The 18,618-nt window shown below is 54.5% G+C and carries 23 protein-coding genes and 1 pseudogene; all 24 read left to right on the top strand.

Annotated elements, in window-relative coordinates:
* Nucleotides 1-107: 107 nt before the first annotated feature.
* Nucleotides 108-277, top strand: a pseudogene (locus tag ACLHV9_RS25710) (hypothetical protein); the annotation flags it as partial.
* Nucleotides 278-348: 71 nt separating this feature from the next.
* Nucleotides 349-1,050 (top strand): DNA methylase, encoded by a 702-nt coding sequence (locus ACLHV9_RS25705; protein WP_001568041.1) that lies wholly within the window; start codon nucleotides 349-351, stop codon nucleotides 1,048-1,050.
* Nucleotides 1,050-1,271: a hypothetical protein gene (locus ACLHV9_RS25700; protein WP_001568042.1), complete on the top strand. Its 222-nt coding sequence runs from the start codon at nucleotides 1,050-1,052 to the stop codon at nucleotides 1,269-1,271. Before ACLHV9_RS25705 ends, ACLHV9_RS25700 begins: the two co-directional genes overlap by 1 nt.
* A 9-nt stretch (nucleotides 1,272-1,280) precedes the next feature.
* Nucleotides 1,281-1,700, top strand: coding sequence for a DUF1380 domain-containing protein (locus ACLHV9_RS25695; RefSeq protein WP_001568043.1), 420 nt, complete (start codon nucleotides 1,281-1,283; stop codon nucleotides 1,698-1,700).
* A 53-nt stretch (nucleotides 1,701-1,753) separates the two neighbouring features.
* Nucleotides 1,754-2,521 (top strand): hypothetical protein, encoded by a 768-nt coding sequence (locus ACLHV9_RS25690; protein ID WP_001568044.1) that lies wholly within the window; start codon nucleotides 1,754-1,756, stop codon nucleotides 2,519-2,521.
* Nucleotides 2,522-3,201: 680 nt separating this feature from the next.
* Nucleotides 3,202-3,630 carry an antirestriction protein gene (locus ACLHV9_RS25685; RefSeq protein WP_001568045.1) on the top strand — a complete coding sequence of 143 codons (429 nt, stop codon included), beginning with the start codon at nucleotides 3,202-3,204 and terminating at the stop codon, nucleotides 3,628-3,630.
* A gap of 42 nt (nucleotides 3,631-3,672) precedes the next feature.
* A complete protein-coding gene (locus ACLHV9_RS25680; RefSeq protein ID WP_023332911.1) occupies nucleotides 3,673-4,179 on the top strand; it encodes an antirestriction protein ArdA in 507 nt (168 codons plus the stop codon).
* Nucleotides 4,180-4,221: 42 nt separating this feature from the next.
* Nucleotides 4,222-4,413 carry a hypothetical protein gene (locus ACLHV9_RS25675; RefSeq protein ID WP_023332910.1) on the top strand — a complete coding sequence of 64 codons (192 nt, stop codon included), beginning with the start codon at nucleotides 4,222-4,224 and terminating at the stop codon, nucleotides 4,411-4,413.
* 187 nt (nucleotides 4,414-4,600) lie between these two features.
* A complete protein-coding gene (locus tag ACLHV9_RS25670; protein ID WP_011977779.1) occupies nucleotides 4,601-4,855 on the top strand; it encodes a DNA polymerase III subunit theta in 255 nt (84 codons plus the stop codon).
* 34 nt (nucleotides 4,856-4,889) lie between these two features.
* A complete protein-coding gene (locus ACLHV9_RS25665; RefSeq protein ID WP_001568049.1) occupies nucleotides 4,890-5,210 on the top strand; it encodes a hypothetical protein in 321 nt (106 codons plus the stop codon).
* 679 nt (nucleotides 5,211-5,889) lie between these two features.
* Nucleotides 5,890-6,117, top strand: a complete 228-nt coding sequence (locus ACLHV9_RS25660) for a hypothetical protein (RefSeq protein ID WP_001568050.1) — start codon at nucleotides 5,890-5,892, stop codon at nucleotides 6,115-6,117.
* 91 nt (nucleotides 6,118-6,208) lie between these two features.
* Nucleotides 6,209-6,439 carry a hypothetical protein gene (locus ACLHV9_RS25655; protein ID WP_009310031.1) on the top strand — a complete coding sequence of 77 codons (231 nt, stop codon included), beginning with the start codon at nucleotides 6,209-6,211 and terminating at the stop codon, nucleotides 6,437-6,439.
* A 51-nt stretch (nucleotides 6,440-6,490) separates the two neighbouring features.
* A complete protein-coding gene (locus ACLHV9_RS25650) occupies nucleotides 6,491-7,846 on the top strand; it encodes a DUF3560 domain-containing protein (protein ID WP_009310030.1) in 1,356 nt (451 codons plus the stop codon).
* A 47-nt stretch (nucleotides 7,847-7,893) separates the two neighbouring features.
* Nucleotides 7,894-8,457: a class I SAM-dependent methyltransferase gene (locus ACLHV9_RS25645; RefSeq protein ID WP_009310029.1), complete on the top strand. Its 564-nt coding sequence runs from the start codon at nucleotides 7,894-7,896 to the stop codon at nucleotides 8,455-8,457.
* Nucleotides 8,458-9,287: 830 nt separating this feature from the next.
* Nucleotides 9,288-9,830: a single-stranded DNA-binding protein gene (gene ssb, locus ACLHV9_RS25640; protein WP_020804498.1), complete on the top strand. Its 543-nt coding sequence runs from the start codon at nucleotides 9,288-9,290 to the stop codon at nucleotides 9,828-9,830.
* 48 nt (nucleotides 9,831-9,878) lie between these two features.
* Nucleotides 9,879-10,127: a DUF905 domain-containing protein gene (locus tag ACLHV9_RS25635; RefSeq protein ID WP_009310026.1), complete on the top strand. Its 249-nt coding sequence runs from the start codon at nucleotides 9,879-9,881 to the stop codon at nucleotides 10,125-10,127.
* Between the two features lie 69 nt (nucleotides 10,128-10,196).
* Nucleotides 10,197-12,254: a ParB/RepB/Spo0J family partition protein gene (locus ACLHV9_RS25630; RefSeq protein ID WP_009310025.1), complete on the top strand. Its 2,058-nt coding sequence runs from the start codon at nucleotides 10,197-10,199 to the stop codon at nucleotides 12,252-12,254.
* Between the two features lie 44 nt (nucleotides 12,255-12,298).
* Nucleotides 12,299-12,730: a conjugation system SOS inhibitor PsiB gene (psiB, locus tag ACLHV9_RS25625; protein ID WP_020804497.1), complete on the top strand. Its 432-nt coding sequence runs from the start codon at nucleotides 12,299-12,301 to the stop codon at nucleotides 12,728-12,730.
* A complete protein-coding gene (locus tag ACLHV9_RS25620) occupies nucleotides 12,727-13,455 on the top strand; it encodes a plasmid SOS inhibition protein A (protein WP_001568058.1) in 729 nt (242 codons plus the stop codon). Before psiB ends, ACLHV9_RS25620 begins: the two co-directional genes overlap by 4 nt.
* Nucleotides 13,452-13,778, top strand: coding sequence for a hypothetical protein (locus ACLHV9_RS25615; RefSeq protein WP_001568059.1), 327 nt, complete (start codon nucleotides 13,452-13,454; stop codon nucleotides 13,776-13,778). Before ACLHV9_RS25620 ends, ACLHV9_RS25615 begins: the two co-directional genes overlap by 4 nt.
* A 55-nt stretch (nucleotides 13,779-13,833) precedes the next feature.
* Nucleotides 13,834-14,208 carry a hypothetical protein gene (locus ACLHV9_RS25610; protein WP_023280872.1) on the top strand — a complete coding sequence of 125 codons (375 nt, stop codon included), beginning with the start codon at nucleotides 13,834-13,836 and terminating at the stop codon, nucleotides 14,206-14,208.
* 200 nt (nucleotides 14,209-14,408) lie between these two features.
* A protein-coding gene (locus ACLHV9_RS25605) for an IS3 family transposase (protein ID WP_369739023.1) occupies nucleotides 14,409-15,784 on the top strand; the annotation gives its coding sequence in 2 pieces (ribosomal slippage) (nucleotides 14,409-14,889 and nucleotides 14,889-15,784; 1,377 coding nt in all).
* Between the two features lie 169 nt (nucleotides 15,785-15,953).
* Entirely contained in the window at nucleotides 15,954-16,994 is a 1,041-nt protein-coding gene (locus ACLHV9_RS25600) for an AAA family ATPase (RefSeq protein WP_009310020.1), read from the top strand.
* A partial coding sequence (locus ACLHV9_RS25595) for a S8 family peptidase (RefSeq protein WP_410397573.1) occupies nucleotides 16,972-18,618 on the top strand: 1,647 nt, incomplete at its 3' end. The genes ACLHV9_RS25600 and ACLHV9_RS25595, both read left to right, overlap by 23 nt.

Genomic DNA, 18,618 nt, shown 5'->3' with positions numbered 1-18,618 from the left:
CAATCTTAAGCCCCGGATTTGTGGACAGGTATGCCGGTAATTCCCCGTTCGCCTGGAGTTAACGCAAGCCTGCCGCCCGCTGCCAGTGTCTCGCGTCCGGTCTGGTACGGGACGGGCGGTTTTTCCGCTCCGGCCCGGCGTCGTTGAGAGTGTACGCCAGTCCCTCGCCTTTTTAAGGAACGCCCTTCAAGCCGCTTTCGCGGCATATCCTTGCCGTCCAAAAGACGGACGGCTGCGGTATTCCACGGTCGGCCTGACCCGTGACCGGACGCGATGAACAGGCAGCGTGCGGCAGGGAACGGTATCGCGGTGATGCCTCCTGCCCCCTCAGACTACAGGAGTGCTGCCATGTCCAGATTCATTCTCGGGAACTGTATTGATGTGATGCGCGGATTCCCCGACCGTGCCGTGGACCTTATTGTGACCGATCCGCCTTACCTCGTCGGTTTTAAGGACCGTCAGGGCAGACAGATTGCCGGGGATGTGACGGACGAATGGCTGCAACCGGCCACGCTGGAGATGTACCGCGTCCTTAAAAAAGACGCGCTGATGGTGAGCTTCTACGGCTGGAACCGTGTGGACCGCTTTATGGCCGCGTGGAAGGCGGCAGGATTCTATGCCGTGGGCCAGCTTGTGTTCACCAAAAACTATGCCTCCAACCGTCGTAACGCCAGGGCCCGACGCGGATTTGTGGACTACTGCCATGAAGGGGCTTATGTCCTTGCCAAAGGCCGCCCCGTGCCGCCCCTTAAACCGCTGCCGGATGTGCTGCCCTTCCCGTATACCGGTAATACCCTGCATCCGACGCAGAAACCAGTGGAGGCGCTACAGCCGCTGATTGAGTCATTCAGCGCTCCGGGCGCGATTGTTCTCGACCCGTTTGCCGGAAGCGGTTCGACCTGCGTCGCTGCATACCGTGCCGGACGCCGCTATATCGGCATCGAAATGCTGGCGCAGTACCACCGGGCCGGAACCGAACGACTGGCCGCCATGCACCGGGCCGTAAATACCCCGGCGGCGAACGATGAATGGCTTCCGGAGGCCGCGTAATGAATTACGACGGACACGAAGCCCTGCGCCGCGATATGGCCGGGCTGGCGAACAATCTTTGCGACCTGAAAACCACCCTGAAAGTGCTGGAAGACACGTACCACTACCGGTACGACGGACTGGCGGAACGGCTTGCCGGTATCAGTCTGCGACGTCTCAGCGTCCTGATGGATGAGGCGTTCAATATTGCACTGATGCTCGATGAAAGCTTTCTGGATTGAGGAGAGAACATGTACGGAACCCGTGAAGATCTTTGCAGGATGCTGAATGAGCAATATCCCGCAGAAACCCCGCTGAACCTGATTATCTGGACCCCGGCGGATATTGAAGCACTGGCTGACGGGATGGAATATTCCTTTTCAGAACATGACGTAAGGGCAGTACTGGAACGCATGGACACTATACCGGAAGAACAACGGCTTGAGTCGGGCGTGTCAGCCGGCCTGGTGATGGCACTGATAGACCAGGTGAAAGAGAACGGGCAGAGGGTGACTGTGCCGGTTGACCTGCTTGAAACCCTGCTGATTACCGCCGAACAGGCATTGTGGGACAGGGAATGGACCGCACGGGATCGCAATCTCCCGGTGCCGGAAAGCGTAATGCGCCGCCTGGCGGATACAGCAAAAGTGCGGGCATTACTGAAAAGCTGACAGCAGATCGCCCCGCCACGCGGCGGGGTGATATAACCCGGACAGAGACGATAATGATGAAAAAAGAAACCCTTAACACGCTTATTCTGCGTCACGGCGACCGGATGCTGCGCCAGGCTGGCTGGCCCGACACTGTTGATATGGCGCCCGTCGCCCCCGAAACCGTACCCGGCTGGCTTGCCGCCTGCGGCTCTCTCAGTGGCGTGGAAATCCTCACGCTTACGGAACAGCTTTGTCAGCCGCTGACGTATGGCCGGGCAGCGTTGTTGCTCGCCAGCGCCCGGCGGCTGGCGGGAACCCCGGCTCGTCTGCATCTCTTTCCGGTGCAGGCATATCCGCATCCGGAGCGGCTGGCTGACTGTCAGGTTATCCGCCTGCCTTACGCTCAGGAGTGGCTGACAGCGGCGGAATGTGACGATCTGCTGGCCTTCCTGAAAGCCTCCCTCACGCAGATATCGGAAATCGTCCACCGGGATACGAAGCGCATCGCCGCCGCGCTGACGCCGTCCGTCACTCCCCGTCTGATGGACAGGCGGATCGGTGACTGGCGCTTGCTGGCCGTGGAGTATGATCATGATAACTGCCTGGACGAAGACGAAACCGACAGGCTGGATCAGGTCCTCGATGCCATTCTTATTCGCGATGCGCGATTCTGCCCGGTCCTGCTCACCCTGGTTAACGAGCGGGAGGAAACTATCAGGAGCGCAGGGGTTATCGCTGATCAGCTGCGTTTTACGGACACTCCGGTCCGGCGCTGGTTTGATCGCCGGGTTTTAAGGGAAATGGTGAGAGAGGCCCGCGCCAGCAGAACTCAGGAGTGACAGCCCGGAGCGTCAGGGGAGGGGGACCCTCCCTTGTCAGCCTGCCGGCACAGGAGGTGTGGTGCGATAAGGATGTCGCCGTGCCGGCTCCGCGTCCACCCGGCCCGGTTTCCGGGCCTTTTGGGTGAACACAACCCTCTGTTATCGCCGTGCCGTGTGCTGGCTGTGCCGTGCCTTCACTTTAGCCCGGCAGCCGCAGAGGCTGGAGTTCGCTGGCGCCGCCATCCCCGGATAAGGCAGTCGCCGGCTTGCCGTTGCCGCCGGCTCCGCTTCACCCGGCCCCATCCCTCCGGTCCGTGGCCTTATTACTGCGTCTGTCGCGTTGCGACATCTGCTTCCGCTTTTCTCCCGGTGGTCAAAAAACGGGGGAGAGAAACCCTGTATTCAACCTCCTGCATCGCGACGGGTAGTGCCGTGCCTTCACTTTAGCCCGGCCGCTGCAGATGCAAGGGTGCGCTGACGCCGCCATCCTCGCCCGGTCGCAGGTTTTTTATGATGCTCGCCGTTCTTCCCGTCGTTTTCTCGCTCAGGTTTCGCTCGAAAACCGTCCAGACCAGCTTCGCGCTATATCTGCGCTGCGGCCTCCGGTGTCGCCCCTGCATCTTCCGCTTTTCGCCGGGCTGTCGTGTCGGCACGGCACAACCCGGTGCCGCAGTCTATGTGATTACGGAGGTTTATCCATGCAGTATGTGAATACATGCCCGGTCCTGAATGTTGAGGAGTCCGACCGCCTGTCTTTTATGCCGTACCTGTTCGGCACGGATTTCATGCTCGCGGAATTACAGGTGTACGCTCTGGCCAAAAAATGGATGCCCGAATATGAGGGCGGCTTCTGGCATTTTATTCGCCTGCCGGAGGGGGGCGGCTACATGATGCCGGATTGTGGCCGGGTACATCTGGTCAGTAGCGAAAACTGGTTTGATCGCACTGTCAGCGCCGACGCGGCGGGCATTATTCTGACCAGCCTGGCGATTAATCGCCGTCTGGCGGCCCATCATGACAGCAGTAACCCGGCGCTGACTCGCCTTTATATGCTGCGTGATGCCCAGCTCTGGAATCACATCACCTTTCACCCCGAATGCAGTGCTATTTACGCCGCGCTGGACTGATTAACGACCGGGGCGGTTACACCGCCCCGCAGGGAGACAAAAATGACTTCATCAGTAACCGTTCCGGCCGTCTACGTGGGCACATATCACCAGTACAACGGCGGCAGTATTTTTGGCAAATGGTTTGATTTAACCGACTTCGACGACGAAGACGAATTTTATGACGCCTGCCGGGCGTTGCATGCCGCCGAGGATGACCCCGAGTTTATGTTTCAGGACTGGGAAGGGATCCCGTCTCAGTTTGCCTCTGAATCCTCTGTTAAGTGGGCGTTTATCGAGGCATTCCGGCAGGCGCAGGACGAAGGACGCGCTGCCGCGTTTGTGGCCTGGGCGGGCTATACCGGCGAGTGCGACTATGACGCCTTTGATGAGGCGTATTGTGGCGAGGCTGAAAGCGAGGAGGATTTTGCTTATGGCTTTGTGGAGGATCACGGCCTGTTAAACGAGGTGCCTGAATCCCTGCGCGTCTATTTCGATTATGAGGCTTACGCGCGGGATCTGTTCAGCAGCGGCTATGTCTTCCATGAAGGCTTTGTATTCAGCAACTGATGACTATCCGGCGGGGAAGCCCGCCGGTTAAGGAGAAAGCACATGAAACTTGCACCACAAACCCGCGATATCCTGCTACAGTACAAAGCCCTGATTAATGCCCGCCGCCGCGATGCCGGTCAGCGGGAACTGACCACTGCGCAGGTGATGGATGACATCTGCGAATACATGACCTGTCAGTGCGCCGTCTATATTGGCGGCCATTTCATTCTTCAGGGGGGAAAGGCACGATAAATCACAGGGCAGGGGGGAACCTCTGCCGCTTCCGGCCGCGCGAAAACCCGGGCAGGCTGCGCCTGCCGGAGAGAGACGTCGCCGCGCCTCCGGCGCCGCGCACTCTCCTCTCCGTTGTCAGTCGCTGTTGCCCCGGAATTCGCGTATTATCAGGGATATCTTCCTGTAAAGCAGACCGGTGAAGCATATGTCAAAGTGGAATATCGCCTCTTTTTCAAAGGAGGAGCAGGATAAAGTTGCCGTCGATAAGGTGGCTGCTGCTGTTGCCTGGCAGGAGCGCATGAACAAGCCCGTCGTGCCGGAACTTGTTGAACGGGAACAGCCTGAACACCTGCGCGAATATTTCCATGAACGGCTCCGCGTACATCGACTGAACAGTCAGCAGCTGCCGCGCGCAAATGCGCCCGAATATAATAAACCCGGAGATGAGCAGCAGAAGTGATTCTTATCGTCAGTGTGTCCAGGGAGGAAATTTTATGCGTATGTCTCTGATGTTTGCAGCCGTGACGCTTTTAACCGGTATTAACCTGTTTTTTATTCCGTTTCAGCCTGTTCCGGCTCTGTGGGGGGCTATCCTGGCCGTTGCTTTTGTTCTGATTAATGTCGTGGCGGATAAGCTGCGCCTCTGGAGTGGCATTGCGTGGATTATCGTTGCCGGCATCATCATAACGCTGATGCTGAAGGGGAAAGAGCCGGGTGACGAATTACGCGGGTTGATCACCGTTTTTGCTTTCCTGGCTTCGGCCTGGTACTGCGTTGTACAGTACAGAAAAGAGCAGGGCGAATCTCAGTCCTGACCTGACCGGTACCCTTCATCTTGCTGCTGCTCTTCCTCTGGCTTTGCCTCACTTTCCTTTCACACAATCTGCTCCGGGGCCACCTTCGGCTCCTGACCCGCTGGCGCGGTTCAGTCGTCGAGCCACACTCCGCTAACCGCGAAAAGACGCGGTAAGCTCCGCCGAACCCGCTACGCGGTTTCGGGCCTGACGGCTAGTGTCTGATGTCTGAAGTCAAGGTCAACGGCAGCGCTTGCTGCGACCGTCCCGGCCGCGCCGCTTTCACCGTGCCGGCGAAGGACTGCCGGCACTCTGCGGGGCAACGCCGTTTCGCGCCCGCGCTCTTCGTCGTTGCGGCGGGTGCCTGCTCCTTTCCCCTGGTACCCGTATCACCCGTTTGAGTCCATTCGCCGGGGCTGAGACAAGCACAACCCGTCTTGCTGTCCAGGGGACGGCAGGGCCTTTCGCAATAAATTTTTCCCGGCCATTCCGCTGCCGCTTCATTAGGCCGAAAAAAATTTCCCGCTCACCCCCGGACATCTGCACCGGGCCGTGCTCGTTTACGCCCTTGCGGCGAACGGCTCTCAAACGGGTGAAGGTTATATCCAGGGGGCAGGTTCAGCAGGTCCCCGCACAAAGTCAAAACCGCGGCCCCGGCAACTCAACGGGTGATGTTCTTTAAAAATCAGGAAAAAGAAAAATGCAGGATCCTTCATTGCGAACGTATCGGATCGCATTTCTGGGAAGCAATGCCAGCGGCAATCTGCCGATGTTTACCCGGGTGCAGGCCACGACCGGAAAACGGGCGATAAAAGCGTTTATTGAACGCTGTGAACCCGTCAAAGGCTGGTTTCTGGGCGAACCGGAAGACATTACCGATCAGCTTAAGAAGGAGGAAGAAGAAGCGGGAAGCAAACCGCAGATATGAAAAAAGCAGGGTAAACCCTGCTTCTCCCACGCCGTAAAAATCGCACGAACGGTTTTTCCGGCTTCGTTAACTACCATAAGGAGTCAACTTTATGATCTTTTCTATTTTTTCACCTTCCGCAGGCGCTGTAAAGCCCCGTCGTCATTCGCGCATTCTGCGCGCAGATATCACCGCACCTGAGATTGATCCCGCTCTCAGAGCTTTCGGGCGTCATATCGCCAGAAGTCACCGCAAAGGGCGCGGTGTCCACATCCCCGCGATGAAAAATACCGCCCTCGGGCAGGTACTCCGCACGCTGGAACTGAAACGCGCATTTAACTGATGAGGTGAGCCGCCCCGCGAGGGGCGGCAACTGCAGGAAGGAGAAAACACAATGACACCGACTACCGCACAGATCATGACGGAAAATACCGTCAGCCAGACTTACCGGGCAACCTATTCACCCGATGATAATAAATTGCGACTTTACGCATCATTACGGCTCGATGAAGAAACGTATTCCCTGATCAACAAAGCAGGCTTTCGCTGGGCGCCCAAACAGGAACTCTTTGTGGCGCCAGCCTGGACGCCGGGGCGGGAGGATGTCCTGCTTTCCCTCGCCGGTGATATCGAGGACGAGGACAGCACCCTGTTTGATCGCCAGGAGCAGCGCGCCGGGCGGTTCAGTGACTACAGTGACCGGCGGGCGGTTGAATCGGAGCAGGCGCTTGCGCATGTTGATTCGCTGGCATCGGCTGTCCCGCTGGGACAGCCGATCCTGGTAGGCCACCACAGCGAGCGCCGCGCGCGCCGGCATGCGCAGAAAATTGAGAACGGCATGAAACGTGCGGTGATGCTGTTCGAGCGCGCCGAATACTGGGAACAGCGCGCGCAGGCCTCTCTGCGGCACGCGAAATACAAGGAGCGTCCGGATGTGCGTTACCGCCGTATCAAAAAAATCGAGGCGGAATTACGCAAGTCCCAAAAGCACATTGCCCGGTCTGAAAAGTATATGACGATGTGGCGTGCGCAGACGCTCGATCTGAAAATGGCGTTACTGGTCAGTAATTATGATCATATTCATGCCTGCTTCACGCTCGACAAATACCCCCGCCCGGCAGAGAAAAGCCAGTATGAGGGCTCGATGTCTCTCCATTCTGCCCTGTCTGAGGAGATCATTACTTTTGAACAGGCGCGGGATATTGCGATCCGCTGTCATGAGCGCACGATTAGCCACCAACAGCGCTGGGTTAATCATTACCAGAACCGCCTGGCCTACGAACGCGCGATGCTTAATGAAAACGGTGGCGTTGTCACCCGAACAGAGGAATTTGAACCAGGCGGGCAGGTACTGAGCCGGGGAGAATGGTTAACCATTCTCCGGGTTAACCGGAGTCAGGGGGAGGTGAGTTCAGTCGAAACGCCCTGTTATCGCTTTCTGGGCTACAGCGGCACGATGAAACTCACGCCCGACCGTATCACGGACTACAAAGCCCCGACAGCGGAGGAAGCCAGCAACGCGAAGAAAGCGGCGAAGCGCCCACCGATCGTCAACTATCCGGGGGAAGGGTTCCGGGAAATGACAAAGGCCGAGTGGGCGAAATTACCCGCTGATTATAAAGGCGTGCGGGGTGCTGCAGAAACCGAAACACACGGCGCCTATCGCTTGCGCCGGTGCATGACGCACGGTTGTACGCTCGTGAATGTGTATATCACAGACATGAAAACCGTTGAAATTCCGAAAAAATAACAGGAAGGCTCCCCGGCATCTTGCCGGGGAGGTCAGGGAGTACATTCATGCATCATGACCTTAAACACCGTATTCAGGCGATGCGGGACAAACTGGAGGGGCGCGCCCCTGTCGCTGAAATTCAGGGGAGCTCGCAGCTTTTTGTCACCCCCTCCCCGGAATGTCGCCGGCTGGTTGAGCTGGCTGATGTCCGGGAAACCGATCGCATTCTGGAACCCAGCGCAGGAACGGGCGCCATACTGCAGGCGATCAGGGATACAGTCCCCCGGGCGAAGTGTGACGCCGTGGAGCTGCACGCCGGGTTAGTCAGCCACCTGCAGGCACGTTTCCCGGAGGTCCGGACCTGGTGCGGGGATTTTCTCGAATATCATCCGGATCGCCGGTATACCCGAATCATCATGAATCCGCCGTTTCATCGCGGTGATGATATCCGGCATATCCGGCGGGCATTAACTCTGCTTGAGCCTGGCGGGATTCTGACTGGAATATGTCTGGACGGCCCGCGTCAGCAAAAGGCGCTGGAGTCCCTGGCGGACGTCTGGGAGCCGTTGCCGCGGGGAACATTCACGTATACCCAGGTAGCGACCGCCATCCTCAGAATAACCGTCTGATGACACGTTAAGCCGGCGGGGCACCTGTCCCCGTCTGGCCGCGCCTCGAAAGACCGCGCGCCTGCGGCGCCGGGAAAACCGGGCCGCGCTGACGCGCCGCCCGCATTTCCTTTCCGCGTCTTCCCTGTTTGCTGCCTGCTGTCTGTCTGCTTCCTCTTCTTCTCCCTGCTGTGATGCCTCTTTTTAACCCTTAAAGGCTTTAAAAACATACCCACACTGGACACCTTCGGCTCCCGGCCAGCTGCGCTGTCCGGTCGTCGAGCCACACTCCGCTAACCGCGAAAAGACGCGGTAAGCTCCGCCGAACCCGCAAGCGGTTTCGGGCCTGACGGCTAGTGTCTGATGTCTGAAGTCAAGGTCAACGGCAGCGCTTGCTGCGACCGTCCCGGTCGCGCCGCTTTCACCGTGCCGGCGAAGGACTGCCGGCACTCTGCGGGGCAACGCCGTTTCGCGCCCGCGCTCTTCGTCGTTGCGGCGGGTGCCTGCTCCTTTCCCCTGGTACCCGTATCACCCGTTTGAGTCCATTCGCCGGGGCTGAGACAAGCACAACCCGTCTTGCTGTCCAGGGGACGGCAGGGCCTTTCGCAATAAATTTTTCCCGGCCATTCCGCTGCCGCTTCATTAGGCCGAAAAAAATTTCCCGCTCACCCCCGGACATCTGCACCGGGCCGTGCTCGTTTACGCCCTTGCGGCGAACGGCTCTCAAACGGGTGAAGGTTATATCCAGGGGGCAGGTTCAGCAGGTCCCCGCACAAAGTCAAAACCGCGGCCCCGGCAACTCAACGGGTGATGGTTTTAAAAGGCAAAACAACGGATTAAGGAGATTCATCATGGCAGCACGTGGCGTTAACAAAGTCATTCTGGTTGGACATCTGGGACAGGACCCGGAAGTGCGTTACATGCCCAACGGGGGCGCAGTGGTCAATCTGACGCTGGCCACGTCTGAAACATGGCGTGACAAGCAGACGGGAGAGATGCGCGAAAACACCGAGTGGCATCGTGTTGTCATGTTCGGCAAGCTCGCGGAAGTGGCGGGTGAATACCTGCGTAAAGGCGCACAGGTCTACATCGAGGGCCAGCTGCGCACCCGCAACTGGCAGGACGATGCCGGAGTCACGCGCTACGTCACCGAGGTGCTGGTCGGGCAGAACGGCACCCTGCAGATGCTCGGCGGCCGCCGTGAATCCGGAGTGCCTGAGAGCGCCGCGCAGCCGCAGAATCCTGCCACCCCGGCACAATCTGCTCAGGCCGCAGCTAAATCCCCGAAAGCGAAGGGCGGTAAGAAAGGCCGTCAGGATGCCGCCCCGTCTCAGCAACCGCCTCAGCCACTCCCGGATGATTTCCCACCAATGGATGATGACGCGCCCTTTTAAACCACGATGAAGACGCCCCGTTCAGGCGGGGCAGAAAAGGAGAAACACATGGACCATAACGTTTTGTCCCCGCTTGAATCCCTGCCGGATGGCACGTTTACCCGCGAGCAGGCTCAGATTGTCGCAGCGCAGTATCAGAATGTGGCGATTGAAGATGATCAGGGGACCCATTTTCGCCTTGTCGTCCGTCATCAGGATGACGGCAGCATGATCTGGCGCGTCTGGAATTTTGAACCGGGCGGCGAGGACATGATGAACCGCTACATCCGGGACTACGGAGTACGCAAAACGAAGTAAGCAGTAAGAAGAACGCCGGACAGGTGGGCTGTCCGGCAGACATTCATCAATAGCTAAGAGGTATCAATTATGTCTGCAACAGAGTCTAAGGTAAAAACTGCACCGAAAACCAGCAAAAAAACGCTTAAGTCTGCCGAAGCTGAGGCGCTTAAAGTGGCTCTCGATGCCGCACAGGTCGAGTATGTCCCTGTGACGGCACTGGTGAAGTCTCCCCTGAACGTCAGGACCATTCCCTATCCGGCGGAGAAAGTCTGTTCAATGGCAGATTCCATTGAAGCCATTGGCCTGTTGCAGAATCTGGTCGTGCATAACCTCCCGGATGGTCGCTGTGGTGTGGCTGCCGGTGGTCGTCGCCTGAAAGCGCTGCAGCTCCTGCAGAGTGAAAACCGTATCGATGCCGGATATCAGGTGATGGTGAAAAAGGTACCTGATGAACTGGCTGTTGCGGCATCAATGGCAGAAAACGAACAGCAGATGGCAATGCATCCGTCTGAACAGATCGCCGGGTTCCGCACACTGGCAGAGCAGGGGAAAACCCCCGCGCAGATTGGCGATTTACTGGGGTTCGGTACGCGTCATGTTCAGCGCATGTTGAAACTGACCGAACTGGCTCCCGAAATTCTGGCGGCGCTGGCGAAGGATGAAATCACCACCGAACACTGCCAGGCACTGGCGCTCGAAAGCGATCAGAAACGCCAGGTGGAAGTGCTGGAATCCGCCCGCAAACGGTCCTGGAATAATGAAGTATCAGTTTCCTCGATCCGTAACCTCATTACCTCAGAAGAGGTTTCCACAAACGGCGACAAATTCCGCTTTGTGGGAGAGGCCGCATTCAGTCCGGATGAAATCCGGGTTGATCTCTTCAGCAGCGAAAACGGCGGCTATGTCAAAAGTGCATCGCTCGATACCGCCCTGCTGGAAAAACTGCAGAACATCGCGGAGCACCTCCGCGAAGCGGAAGGCTGGTCATGGTGTGATGGTCGTCTTGACCCGATTTCTCACTACGGGAAGGACACTAAAATCTGGCGTCTGCAGTCTGTTCCACCGATTGAATATTCTGAGACAGAATCAGAACGTCTTGCGGAGCTGGAAGCTCTGGAAGCTAAGTATGAAGGCGAGAACCCCGGCGTGAATGATGACGTCGTGGCCGGGGCTCTGGAAGCCGTCTGGGAAGAACAGCAGACCATCGCGCACCGGGCAAAACACCGGGCATGGACGGATGAAATGAAGCAATCTGCCGGAGTGGTGGTTTCCTGGACTGGCCAGGAGGTGAAAGTACAGCGCGGTGTGGTGCTGTGCGCCGATGAAAAAATGGAGGAGAAGGATGCATCCACCGATCAGGCCCCTGAAAAAGTCGATCCGCTGGACGCCGTCAGTGTCCCGTTGCTGACCCGCCTTTCTTCTGAACGCACACTGGCGGTTCAGGCGGCCCTGTTGCAGCAGCCGCAGAAAGCCGTCGCGCTGATGGTCTGGAAAATGTGTAACTCGGTTTTCCATACCACAACGTCCGTCAAAGAGCCGTTCTGCATTAGCGTGAGTGTGTCGCATTACGCGCTGACCCGTGAAGCACCTGACGGTGAAAACAGCGTTGCGTTTCAGGCCATCCAGTCAGAAAAAGAACGTCTTGAAGCCCTGCTGCCGGAAAACTGGCGAAAGGATATGACCACCTTCTTTACGCTCGATGGCGCAACCCTGATGGCACTGATGGCTTTCTGCACCGCCTGCTCCATAGATGGTGTACAGGGCAAGGATGAATTTGGTCGTAAACACCAGAGTTCGCTGGATGGGGTGGAAAACGCCATTCAGTTTGACCTTCGTGACTGGTGGAAACCGACGGCTGATAACCTTTTCTCGCACATGAAGCTGCCACACATTGTACAGGCACTCTCTCAGGCCGGACTGGCTGGCGCAGCACAGGACGCCGCGAAGATGAAGAAAAAGGATGCCGCTGAACATGCAGAGCACTTCCTCTCAAAAATCCGTTGGGTTCCGGAATGGATGACCAGTGCTGACAATCAGAAACAGCCTGCCGCAAAGTCTGAACTCAGTCTGGCAACAAGTCAGAACGATACCGACGCTGATGCCGGCGACGTCACCGACCATAACAACCCGGCCTGCGCCGCCTGATAACGGAGACGCCGCCCTGCGGGGCGGCGATAAGGAGACTGAAAATGAAAACGTTACTGACTCTGGATGTCCTGAAAACCATGTCTTCTGATGAGCTGGAAGACTACCGCGCCGCCGGTGAAGACTTTCGCCGGGAGCTGAGTCACGCTGTCATGCGCGATCTGACCTCACCGTCCGGCTGGTCCGTGAATGCCGAATACCGGTGCGAATTTGGCGGCTTCTTTCCTGTCCAGATCCGTTTTACCCCCTCTCATGGTCACTTTGATGTGGCGGTATGCAGTCCGGGGGAGCTGAATCTTCGCTGGATAGTGGTCTTTGTGACCCGTGACGGTCAGCCGTTCTCTGTCGTTCGCGTGATGGATGCATTCAACCCTGAACTCATCACCCATACTCTGGATCTCATCGAGTGTCTTGACGCCGGTGGCTACTCGTATGCCAGCATCATCAGCACGCTGTCACAGGAGGGCGCACAATGATCCCGTCATCCAGTGCTCTTGTATCCCTGAAACCAGCCCGTCAGGCAGCGCTGCAGGCCATCATGACGGTGGAAGAGGCTCGCCAGCGCGGCGCACGTCTGCCATCGATGCCACACGTCCGGACATTCCTGCGCCTGCTGACAGGCTGTAGCCGGATTAACAGTGACGTTGCCCGCCGTATTCCTGGCCTTCACCGTGATCCAAAAGACCGCCTTTCCAGCCTGAAACAGGTGGAAGAGGCGCTGGATATGCTTATCTCCAGCCACGGGGAATACTGTCCGCTGCCGCTGACAATGGATGTGCAGGCTGAACTTTTTCCGGAAGTCCTTCATACCCGAACAGTACGCAGGCTAAAACGTCAGGACTTTGCCTTCACCCGAAAAATGCGCCGTGAAGCCCGTCAGGTCGAGCAGTCCTGGTTACTGCGTCAGAACCTGCTGGGACAGGCTGTCACAGAACTGAATTTTCAGTCACCGGAAACCGTCTGCACCTGGTACACCCGGTGGAGCGACGAGTTTGACGCGGCAGAGCTTGCAGCACCGTTCTGGCGCTGGCAGTCGCGATTCACATCGCTGAAGGAACTGGACTGGCTTCGCATCAGCGGTGAGCCGCTGTATGCAGTGATGTACGAAATTCCGTTAATTGTCCGGGAAACACCTGAACATATTCGTGTTGCTGAACGCTGGCAGGTGCCAAATAAGCTGGCTGATCGGAGTGGTGTATGAAGTGGCGCTATTCTCTGCGCTGGAAACTGCCGCACAGGCCCTGCCCGGGTCCACGGGAACTGATTTCCGTTGTCGTGGAGGCAGGGCAGGCGGCACCTGAAGAGGTGATGTCACGCTGGGTGGCTGGCTCAGGTTACGCTGTATGCGTGGATTTTCTCGGCCAGAAACAGATCCAACGCTGGAGCGATGAACGGAAAGCTGCGGTGAGAAGGCGCAACATGCAGGCTCGTATTCATCGTGTTGCCCCTTTGTTTGCCGACGAGTTAATCGAGCGTGAACTGGCTGCGCGTCCGGAGTATTTCAATGGCAAGTCCGCCCGATGAATAAGTACAATGCTGTCTGACAACTCAGATGGCCAAATACAAGGAAAGCAGAACTATGAGGTACTGGTTGCTCGTTATCTTAATGAACGTGCTGTTCTGGTTGATCGTGAAGCATGTTGCTCCGGAATGGTATGGTTCCCCTGGTTATTATGCAGGCCAAATCATCTGCACACTAATAGCTGCGGTCATCACATGGCGTGATCCGCCTGACTGGTTAGATGGAATCCTGCTCGGCGTTATAGAATTCGGCGTTCTGATTGCCGGGATTATATTCTTTGTCTGGGGCATCGGGTACAAGCTGGCATTCTGGGGGCAACATGATCCTAATACCATATATGCAAGTGCAAACGATGTGATTTTACCTAATCTTGCGCTGGGCACGGGCGTCTTGATTGCGGCATGGGTATACATTAGATATTTAAAGCGCTAAGCAGCATAAAGCGTGGATATACCTGGTAAGAAATAGCACCGTCCCGGTATAATCGACGTGGCGCTTGAGGCTTTTTGCCTCATGACGTGAAGGTGGTTTGTTACCGTGTTGTGTGGCAAAAAGCAGAAAGCCCCGTAGTTAATTTTCATTAACCCCATGCACTGCGCCCATTTAGTTGGACTCTCAAATTGGAGAGTCCCATGTCAAGACGTAAGTACACCTTTGAACAGCGCCTCGAAGTGGTTATGCACTATTTAGCTACTGATGAAGGCTATCGCTTAACATCAGCTCGCTTTAACGTTCCCAGAACCCAGGTAAGATTATGGGTTGCAGCCTATGATGTTTATGGAGAAGAAGGTCTGAAGCCCAGAGATAAGGGCGTTTCAATCGATCCCGAAATCAGAGTAGAAGCCGTGAAGGCTGTGCTGACGGGGCAGATTTCCCAGACGCAGGCAGCTGCGAAATTTAACGTTGCTGGTGCGGCATCTGTTGGGAAGTGGATGAAGGTGTTCAGCGAACATGGAGAGCAAGGGCTTCGTTCTCTTCGTGTGGGCAAAAAAAGGGCACTTCATATGATTGATGATCCTGTTGCGCTTGAAGTGGCATTGGAACGTTCGAAAGATAAACATATTCAGGAGCTGGAAAGAAAAGTTCGGTCCCTTGAATTACGGGTACTTTATCTAAAAAAGCTGAAAGCCTTAGTTCGGTAAGAGACAGAGTCAGGATTATCGACGAACTGAGGCAACACTACCCGTTCGACCAGCTTTTGCAGATTGCTCAGATACCAAGAAGCACCTTTTACTATCACCTGAAAGCGCTTAAATCTTCGGATAAATATGAAGAGATTAAAAGCAGAATCATAGAGATATATAACGAGAACTGTGGTCGTTATGGCTATCGCAGAGTCACGCTGGCACTCCGGCAGGAGGCAGGCCGCATTAACCATAAAGTTGTTCAGCGGCTGATGAACCTGCTTTCCCTGAAAGCGGCTATTAAAGTCAAGCGATACAGCTCGTGGCGAGGTGCGCTGGGGGAAACTGCTGATAATGTTCTAAAGCGGAATTTCAAGGCAACCCGACCCAATGAAAAATGGGTCACTGACGTCACCGAATTTGCCGTCAATGGGCGAAAGCTCTACCTCTCCCCGATTATCGATCTCTTTAATAACGAAGTGATTTCCTACAGTATCTCAGAGCGTCCAGCAATGGCTATGATTGATGAGATGCTGGACAAGGCGTTTGCAAAACTGGACAAGAAGAGCACGCCTATTCTCCATTCTGACCAAGGCTGGCAGTACCGGCACCGCTGGTATCAGTATCAGCTTAAAGCGAGTGGTGTAGTTCAAAGTATGTCACGAAGGGGAAATTGCCTCGACAACGCCTGTGCAGAATGCTTTTTTGGCACACTGAAGTCTGAATGCTTTTATCTCAATAAATTCAACAATATTGAGGAACTAAAGACAGCTCTTTCGGATTATATTCACTATTATAATAATCAACGAATTAGCATAAAATTAAAAGGTCTGAGCCCGGTTGAATACCGCCTGAAGGTCTGTTCCCACCCTGTCAGGACTTAACGAACCTACCTTGGTAGGGGGATCCTTAAGCTGTTGCATGCTTTCACTCATGCCAATCGACCTTAAGCTACCTGTTAAACATAGAACTCGTTTACTCTGCCCATGCATAATTGCTACACTCTCATGTATATGCAGGTCAATTTCAGGCACATAAAACAGGATCACTTACGTGGCTAGCGCAGAGCAACTTAAGGCACTTATCAAATCGCACATTAGTCGCGATGATGGTCACTTTTATTCAGTGGCTATGCAGGTTGCTGCGCATGAGGCGAAACAGGGCCATGGACGATTAGCTGAGGAGCTTTTAACTCTTCTCGACAAGGCAAAAGCAAAACTGGCTAATGATAAAAGTGGGAAGCTGGTACCCCTGTCCAATGCGGCCAAAAACCGTACAGATCTTGGTAATTTATTGATTGTTAGCCAGCCAGAATACCGATTGGCCGATGTTGTTCTGGATCATTCTGCCCATTCTCAGCTGCAGCGGCTCATACGTGAACAGCGTATGATGTCTCGAATCAAAGAGCATGGCCTTTCCCCAAGACGAAAAGTTTTGTTAGTCGGTCCTCCTGGAACGGGAAAAACTTTAACAGCATCAGCATTAGCTGGTGAACTTGGTATTCCTTTGTTTCAGGTTCGTTTTGATGCTCTGATTACAAAGTTTATGGGGGAGACAGCTTCCAAGCTACGGCAGGTGTTTGATGCTATTGCTGATATTCGTGGTGTTTATTTTTTCGATGAGTTTGATGCTATCGGCTCCCAACGCAGCCTCACAAATGATGTAGGTGAGATTCGCCGCGTACTCAATAGCTTTTTGCAGATGATCGAGCAAGACAACTCAAGTAGTATAATTATTGCTGCTACTAATCATCCGGAAATTTTAGATTATGCGTTGTTCAGACGTTTTGATGATGTTATTGAGTACCATTTGCCAACGTTAGAACAGGCACTCGACTTAATAAAATCTCGACTAGGAGCATTTGCGCCCAAGCCTTTCCGTAAAAATGGATTAGAAAAACAGGTTGCTGGTTTAAGCTATGCTGAAATTTGTCGAGCTGTCGATGAATCAATTAAAGATGCCCTCATGAGCGATCGCATGCAGGTCGATCTTGTCATATTAAAGCAGGCTTTAGAAGAGCGTCGTTTGATCAGTAGTAAGTTATCACTTAACGAAAAAAACAAGTTAAAACATGACGGAACAAACCAACGATAAAAGGCTTCATCTCTCTTTACCAAAAAATTCTACAGCACAGCCCTATACAGCACATTCTCTTGGTGGGGGTGGCTCTACCTTACTACCTGAGCGGGATCGACAAGCACATGGAGTAGCCCTAAGAACTCAACTGCAGCAGGTTAAGGAAATGTCGGCCCAAATTCGTGAAGGGCAAGAAAACCTTGAGCTAATTAGCGGTCTCGGAATGCAAATTGAGTTTATTGGGCAACCTGATGTTGAATTAGCATTTGAAAGCTTGGGTAATGAGAGGGGGCGGAACAAAGATCAGCACATAGAAGTTTTAAGTATACATAAGGAGGGCGATATAACCTCTGCAAATGTATTTGTGCCTGATGGAAAGCTAGTGCATTTCGAAAATTACATTCAGGATTATTTGACTGAGAAACGCCGCGCAGACGGGGTTTCCGCTGACCATAAATCGTTAATAAATACATTATCAGCAATACGTCTTGCAGAAATTAAATCTCTTTGGACAGACGATTTGAGTTTATTGCCATCTGACCCGGATGAGGCATTTTGGTGGGAAGTATGGCTACCAGTGAGGGGTAATAGAAATGCCGTTGTTACTGATTTTCATCGAATAAGCCATGCGACTGGATGCCAGGTCAGCGAACACAAAGTCGATTTTCCTGAGCGAACCATAACCTGGATGTATGGTTCTCAGAGCCAATTTTCTCAAGCTAGGTTGGTTTTAAACTGTGTAGCAGAATTGCGGCGTGCAAAAGATACAGCTGAGTTTTTCGAAGGACTACCAGCATTGGAACAACAGCTTTGGGTGGATGATGCACTGCGACGTCTCCAGGTTCCTTCACCCGAAGACAATGTACCTTATATCTGTTTGTTGGATTCAGGCATTAATCGCGGGCACGCTATGCTTGCACCTGTTTTGCACCAGCAGGACATGCATACAGTCAATGACGCGTGGGGAGTCAATGACACCGCAAACCATGGTACGGGGTTGGCTGGAGTTGCAATCTATGGCGATATGATTGACGCTTTGTCTTCTACTGATGCAATAGAAGTAGGACACCGACTCGAGTCAGTTAAGCTTACTCCAAATTATGGGGCCAACGTTGGTGACGCAAAACAGCATGCATATCTGTTCAGCTCAGCCGTTACACGTCCTGAAATTCTCAATGGTCAGCGCAAACGTATTTTTAGTTCAGCAGTAACAGCAACTGCTTATCGTGACTTTGGTCGCCCTTCAGCTTGGTCATCAATGGTCGATTCACTGGCAGTAGATGCGCTAGCAGAAACCCCTTTTCCCCGGTTGTTTGTTCTTTCCGCTGGGAACATAGTTGATCGCGACCATTGGGGAAACTATCCCGCCAGTCTTTCAGTTAATCAAATCCATGATCCGGGCCAGTCATGGAACGCATTAACTGTAGGTGCATTTACTGACAAGGTTGAGTTAAATGAGCCTGAATTTATTCCGGTTGCTGATCAAGGAGCATTAAGTCCTTTCACCACTACCTCAATGGGATGGGAACCTGTCTGGCCGTTTAAGCCAGATGTAGTTTTTGAGGGGGGGAATGCAGCTGCTAACACAGAATTTGTCGATAACTTTGCGAGTTTAGAATTACTAACAACAAGTGCTTCATCC

Source organism: Enterobacter sp. CPE_E890 (assembly GCF_046521475.1).
Lineage (GTDB): Bacteria > Pseudomonadota > Gammaproteobacteria > Enterobacterales > Enterobacteriaceae > Enterobacter > Enterobacter adelaidei.
The sequence above is the reverse complement of the archived record's forward strand: the minus strand, read 5'-3'. Positions and strand labels throughout refer to the sequence as shown.

Excerpts from the sequence above, each read along its gene's own strand:
- ssb (WP_020804498.1), top strand. The coding sequence starts at position 9,288 with ATGGCAGCACGTGGCGTTAACAAAGTCATTCTGGTTGGACATCTGGGA.
- psiB (WP_020804497.1), top strand. The coding sequence starts at position 12,299 with ATGAAAACGTTACTGACTCTGGATGTCCTGAAAACCATGTCTTCTGAT.
- ACLHV9_RS25700 (WP_001568042.1), top strand. The coding sequence starts at position 1,050 with ATGAATTACGACGGACACGAAGCCCTGCGCCGCGATATGGCCGGGCTG.
- ACLHV9_RS25635 (WP_009310026.1), top strand. The coding sequence starts at position 9,879 with ATGGACCATAACGTTTTGTCCCCGCTTGAATCCCTGCCGGATGGCACG.
- ACLHV9_RS25650 (WP_009310030.1), top strand. The coding sequence starts at position 6,491 with ATGACACCGACTACCGCACAGATCATGACGGAAAATACCGTCAGCCAG.
- ACLHV9_RS25615 (WP_001568059.1), top strand. The coding sequence starts at position 13,452 with ATGAAGTGGCGCTATTCTCTGCGCTGGAAACTGCCGCACAGGCCCTGC.
- ACLHV9_RS25665 (WP_001568049.1), top strand. The coding sequence starts at position 4,890 with ATGCGTATGTCTCTGATGTTTGCAGCCGTGACGCTTTTAACCGGTATT.
- ACLHV9_RS25675 (WP_023332910.1), top strand. The coding sequence starts at position 4,222 with ATGAAACTTGCACCACAAACCCGCGATATCCTGCTACAGTACAAAGCC.
- ACLHV9_RS25685 (WP_001568045.1), top strand. The coding sequence starts at position 3,202 with ATGCAGTATGTGAATACATGCCCGGTCCTGAATGTTGAGGAGTCCGAC.
- ACLHV9_RS25630 (WP_009310025.1), top strand. The coding sequence starts at position 10,197 with ATGTCTGCAACAGAGTCTAAGGTAAAAACTGCACCGAAAACCAGCAAA.
- ACLHV9_RS25670 (WP_011977779.1), top strand. The coding sequence starts at position 4,601 with ATGTCAAAGTGGAATATCGCCTCTTTTTCAAAGGAGGAGCAGGATAAA.
- ACLHV9_RS25680 (WP_023332911.1), top strand. The coding sequence starts at position 3,673 with ATGACTTCATCAGTAACCGTTCCGGCCGTCTACGTGGGCACATATCAC.
- ACLHV9_RS25690 (WP_001568044.1), top strand. The coding sequence starts at position 1,754 with ATGATGAAAAAAGAAACCCTTAACACGCTTATTCTGCGTCACGGCGAC.
- ACLHV9_RS25705 (WP_001568041.1), top strand. The coding sequence starts at position 349 with ATGTCCAGATTCATTCTCGGGAACTGTATTGATGTGATGCGCGGATTC.
- ACLHV9_RS25655 (WP_009310031.1), top strand. The coding sequence starts at position 6,209 with ATGATCTTTTCTATTTTTTCACCTTCCGCAGGCGCTGTAAAGCCCCGT.
- ACLHV9_RS25645 (WP_009310029.1), top strand. The coding sequence starts at position 7,894 with ATGCATCATGACCTTAAACACCGTATTCAGGCGATGCGGGACAAACTG.
- ACLHV9_RS25620 (WP_001568058.1), top strand. The coding sequence starts at position 12,727 with ATGATCCCGTCATCCAGTGCTCTTGTATCCCTGAAACCAGCCCGTCAG.
- ACLHV9_RS25660 (WP_001568050.1), top strand. The coding sequence starts at position 5,890 with ATGCAGGATCCTTCATTGCGAACGTATCGGATCGCATTTCTGGGAAGC.
- ACLHV9_RS25695 (WP_001568043.1), top strand. The coding sequence starts at position 1,281 with ATGTACGGAACCCGTGAAGATCTTTGCAGGATGCTGAATGAGCAATAT.
- ACLHV9_RS25610 (WP_023280872.1), top strand. The coding sequence starts at position 13,834 with ATGAGGTACTGGTTGCTCGTTATCTTAATGAACGTGCTGTTCTGGTTG.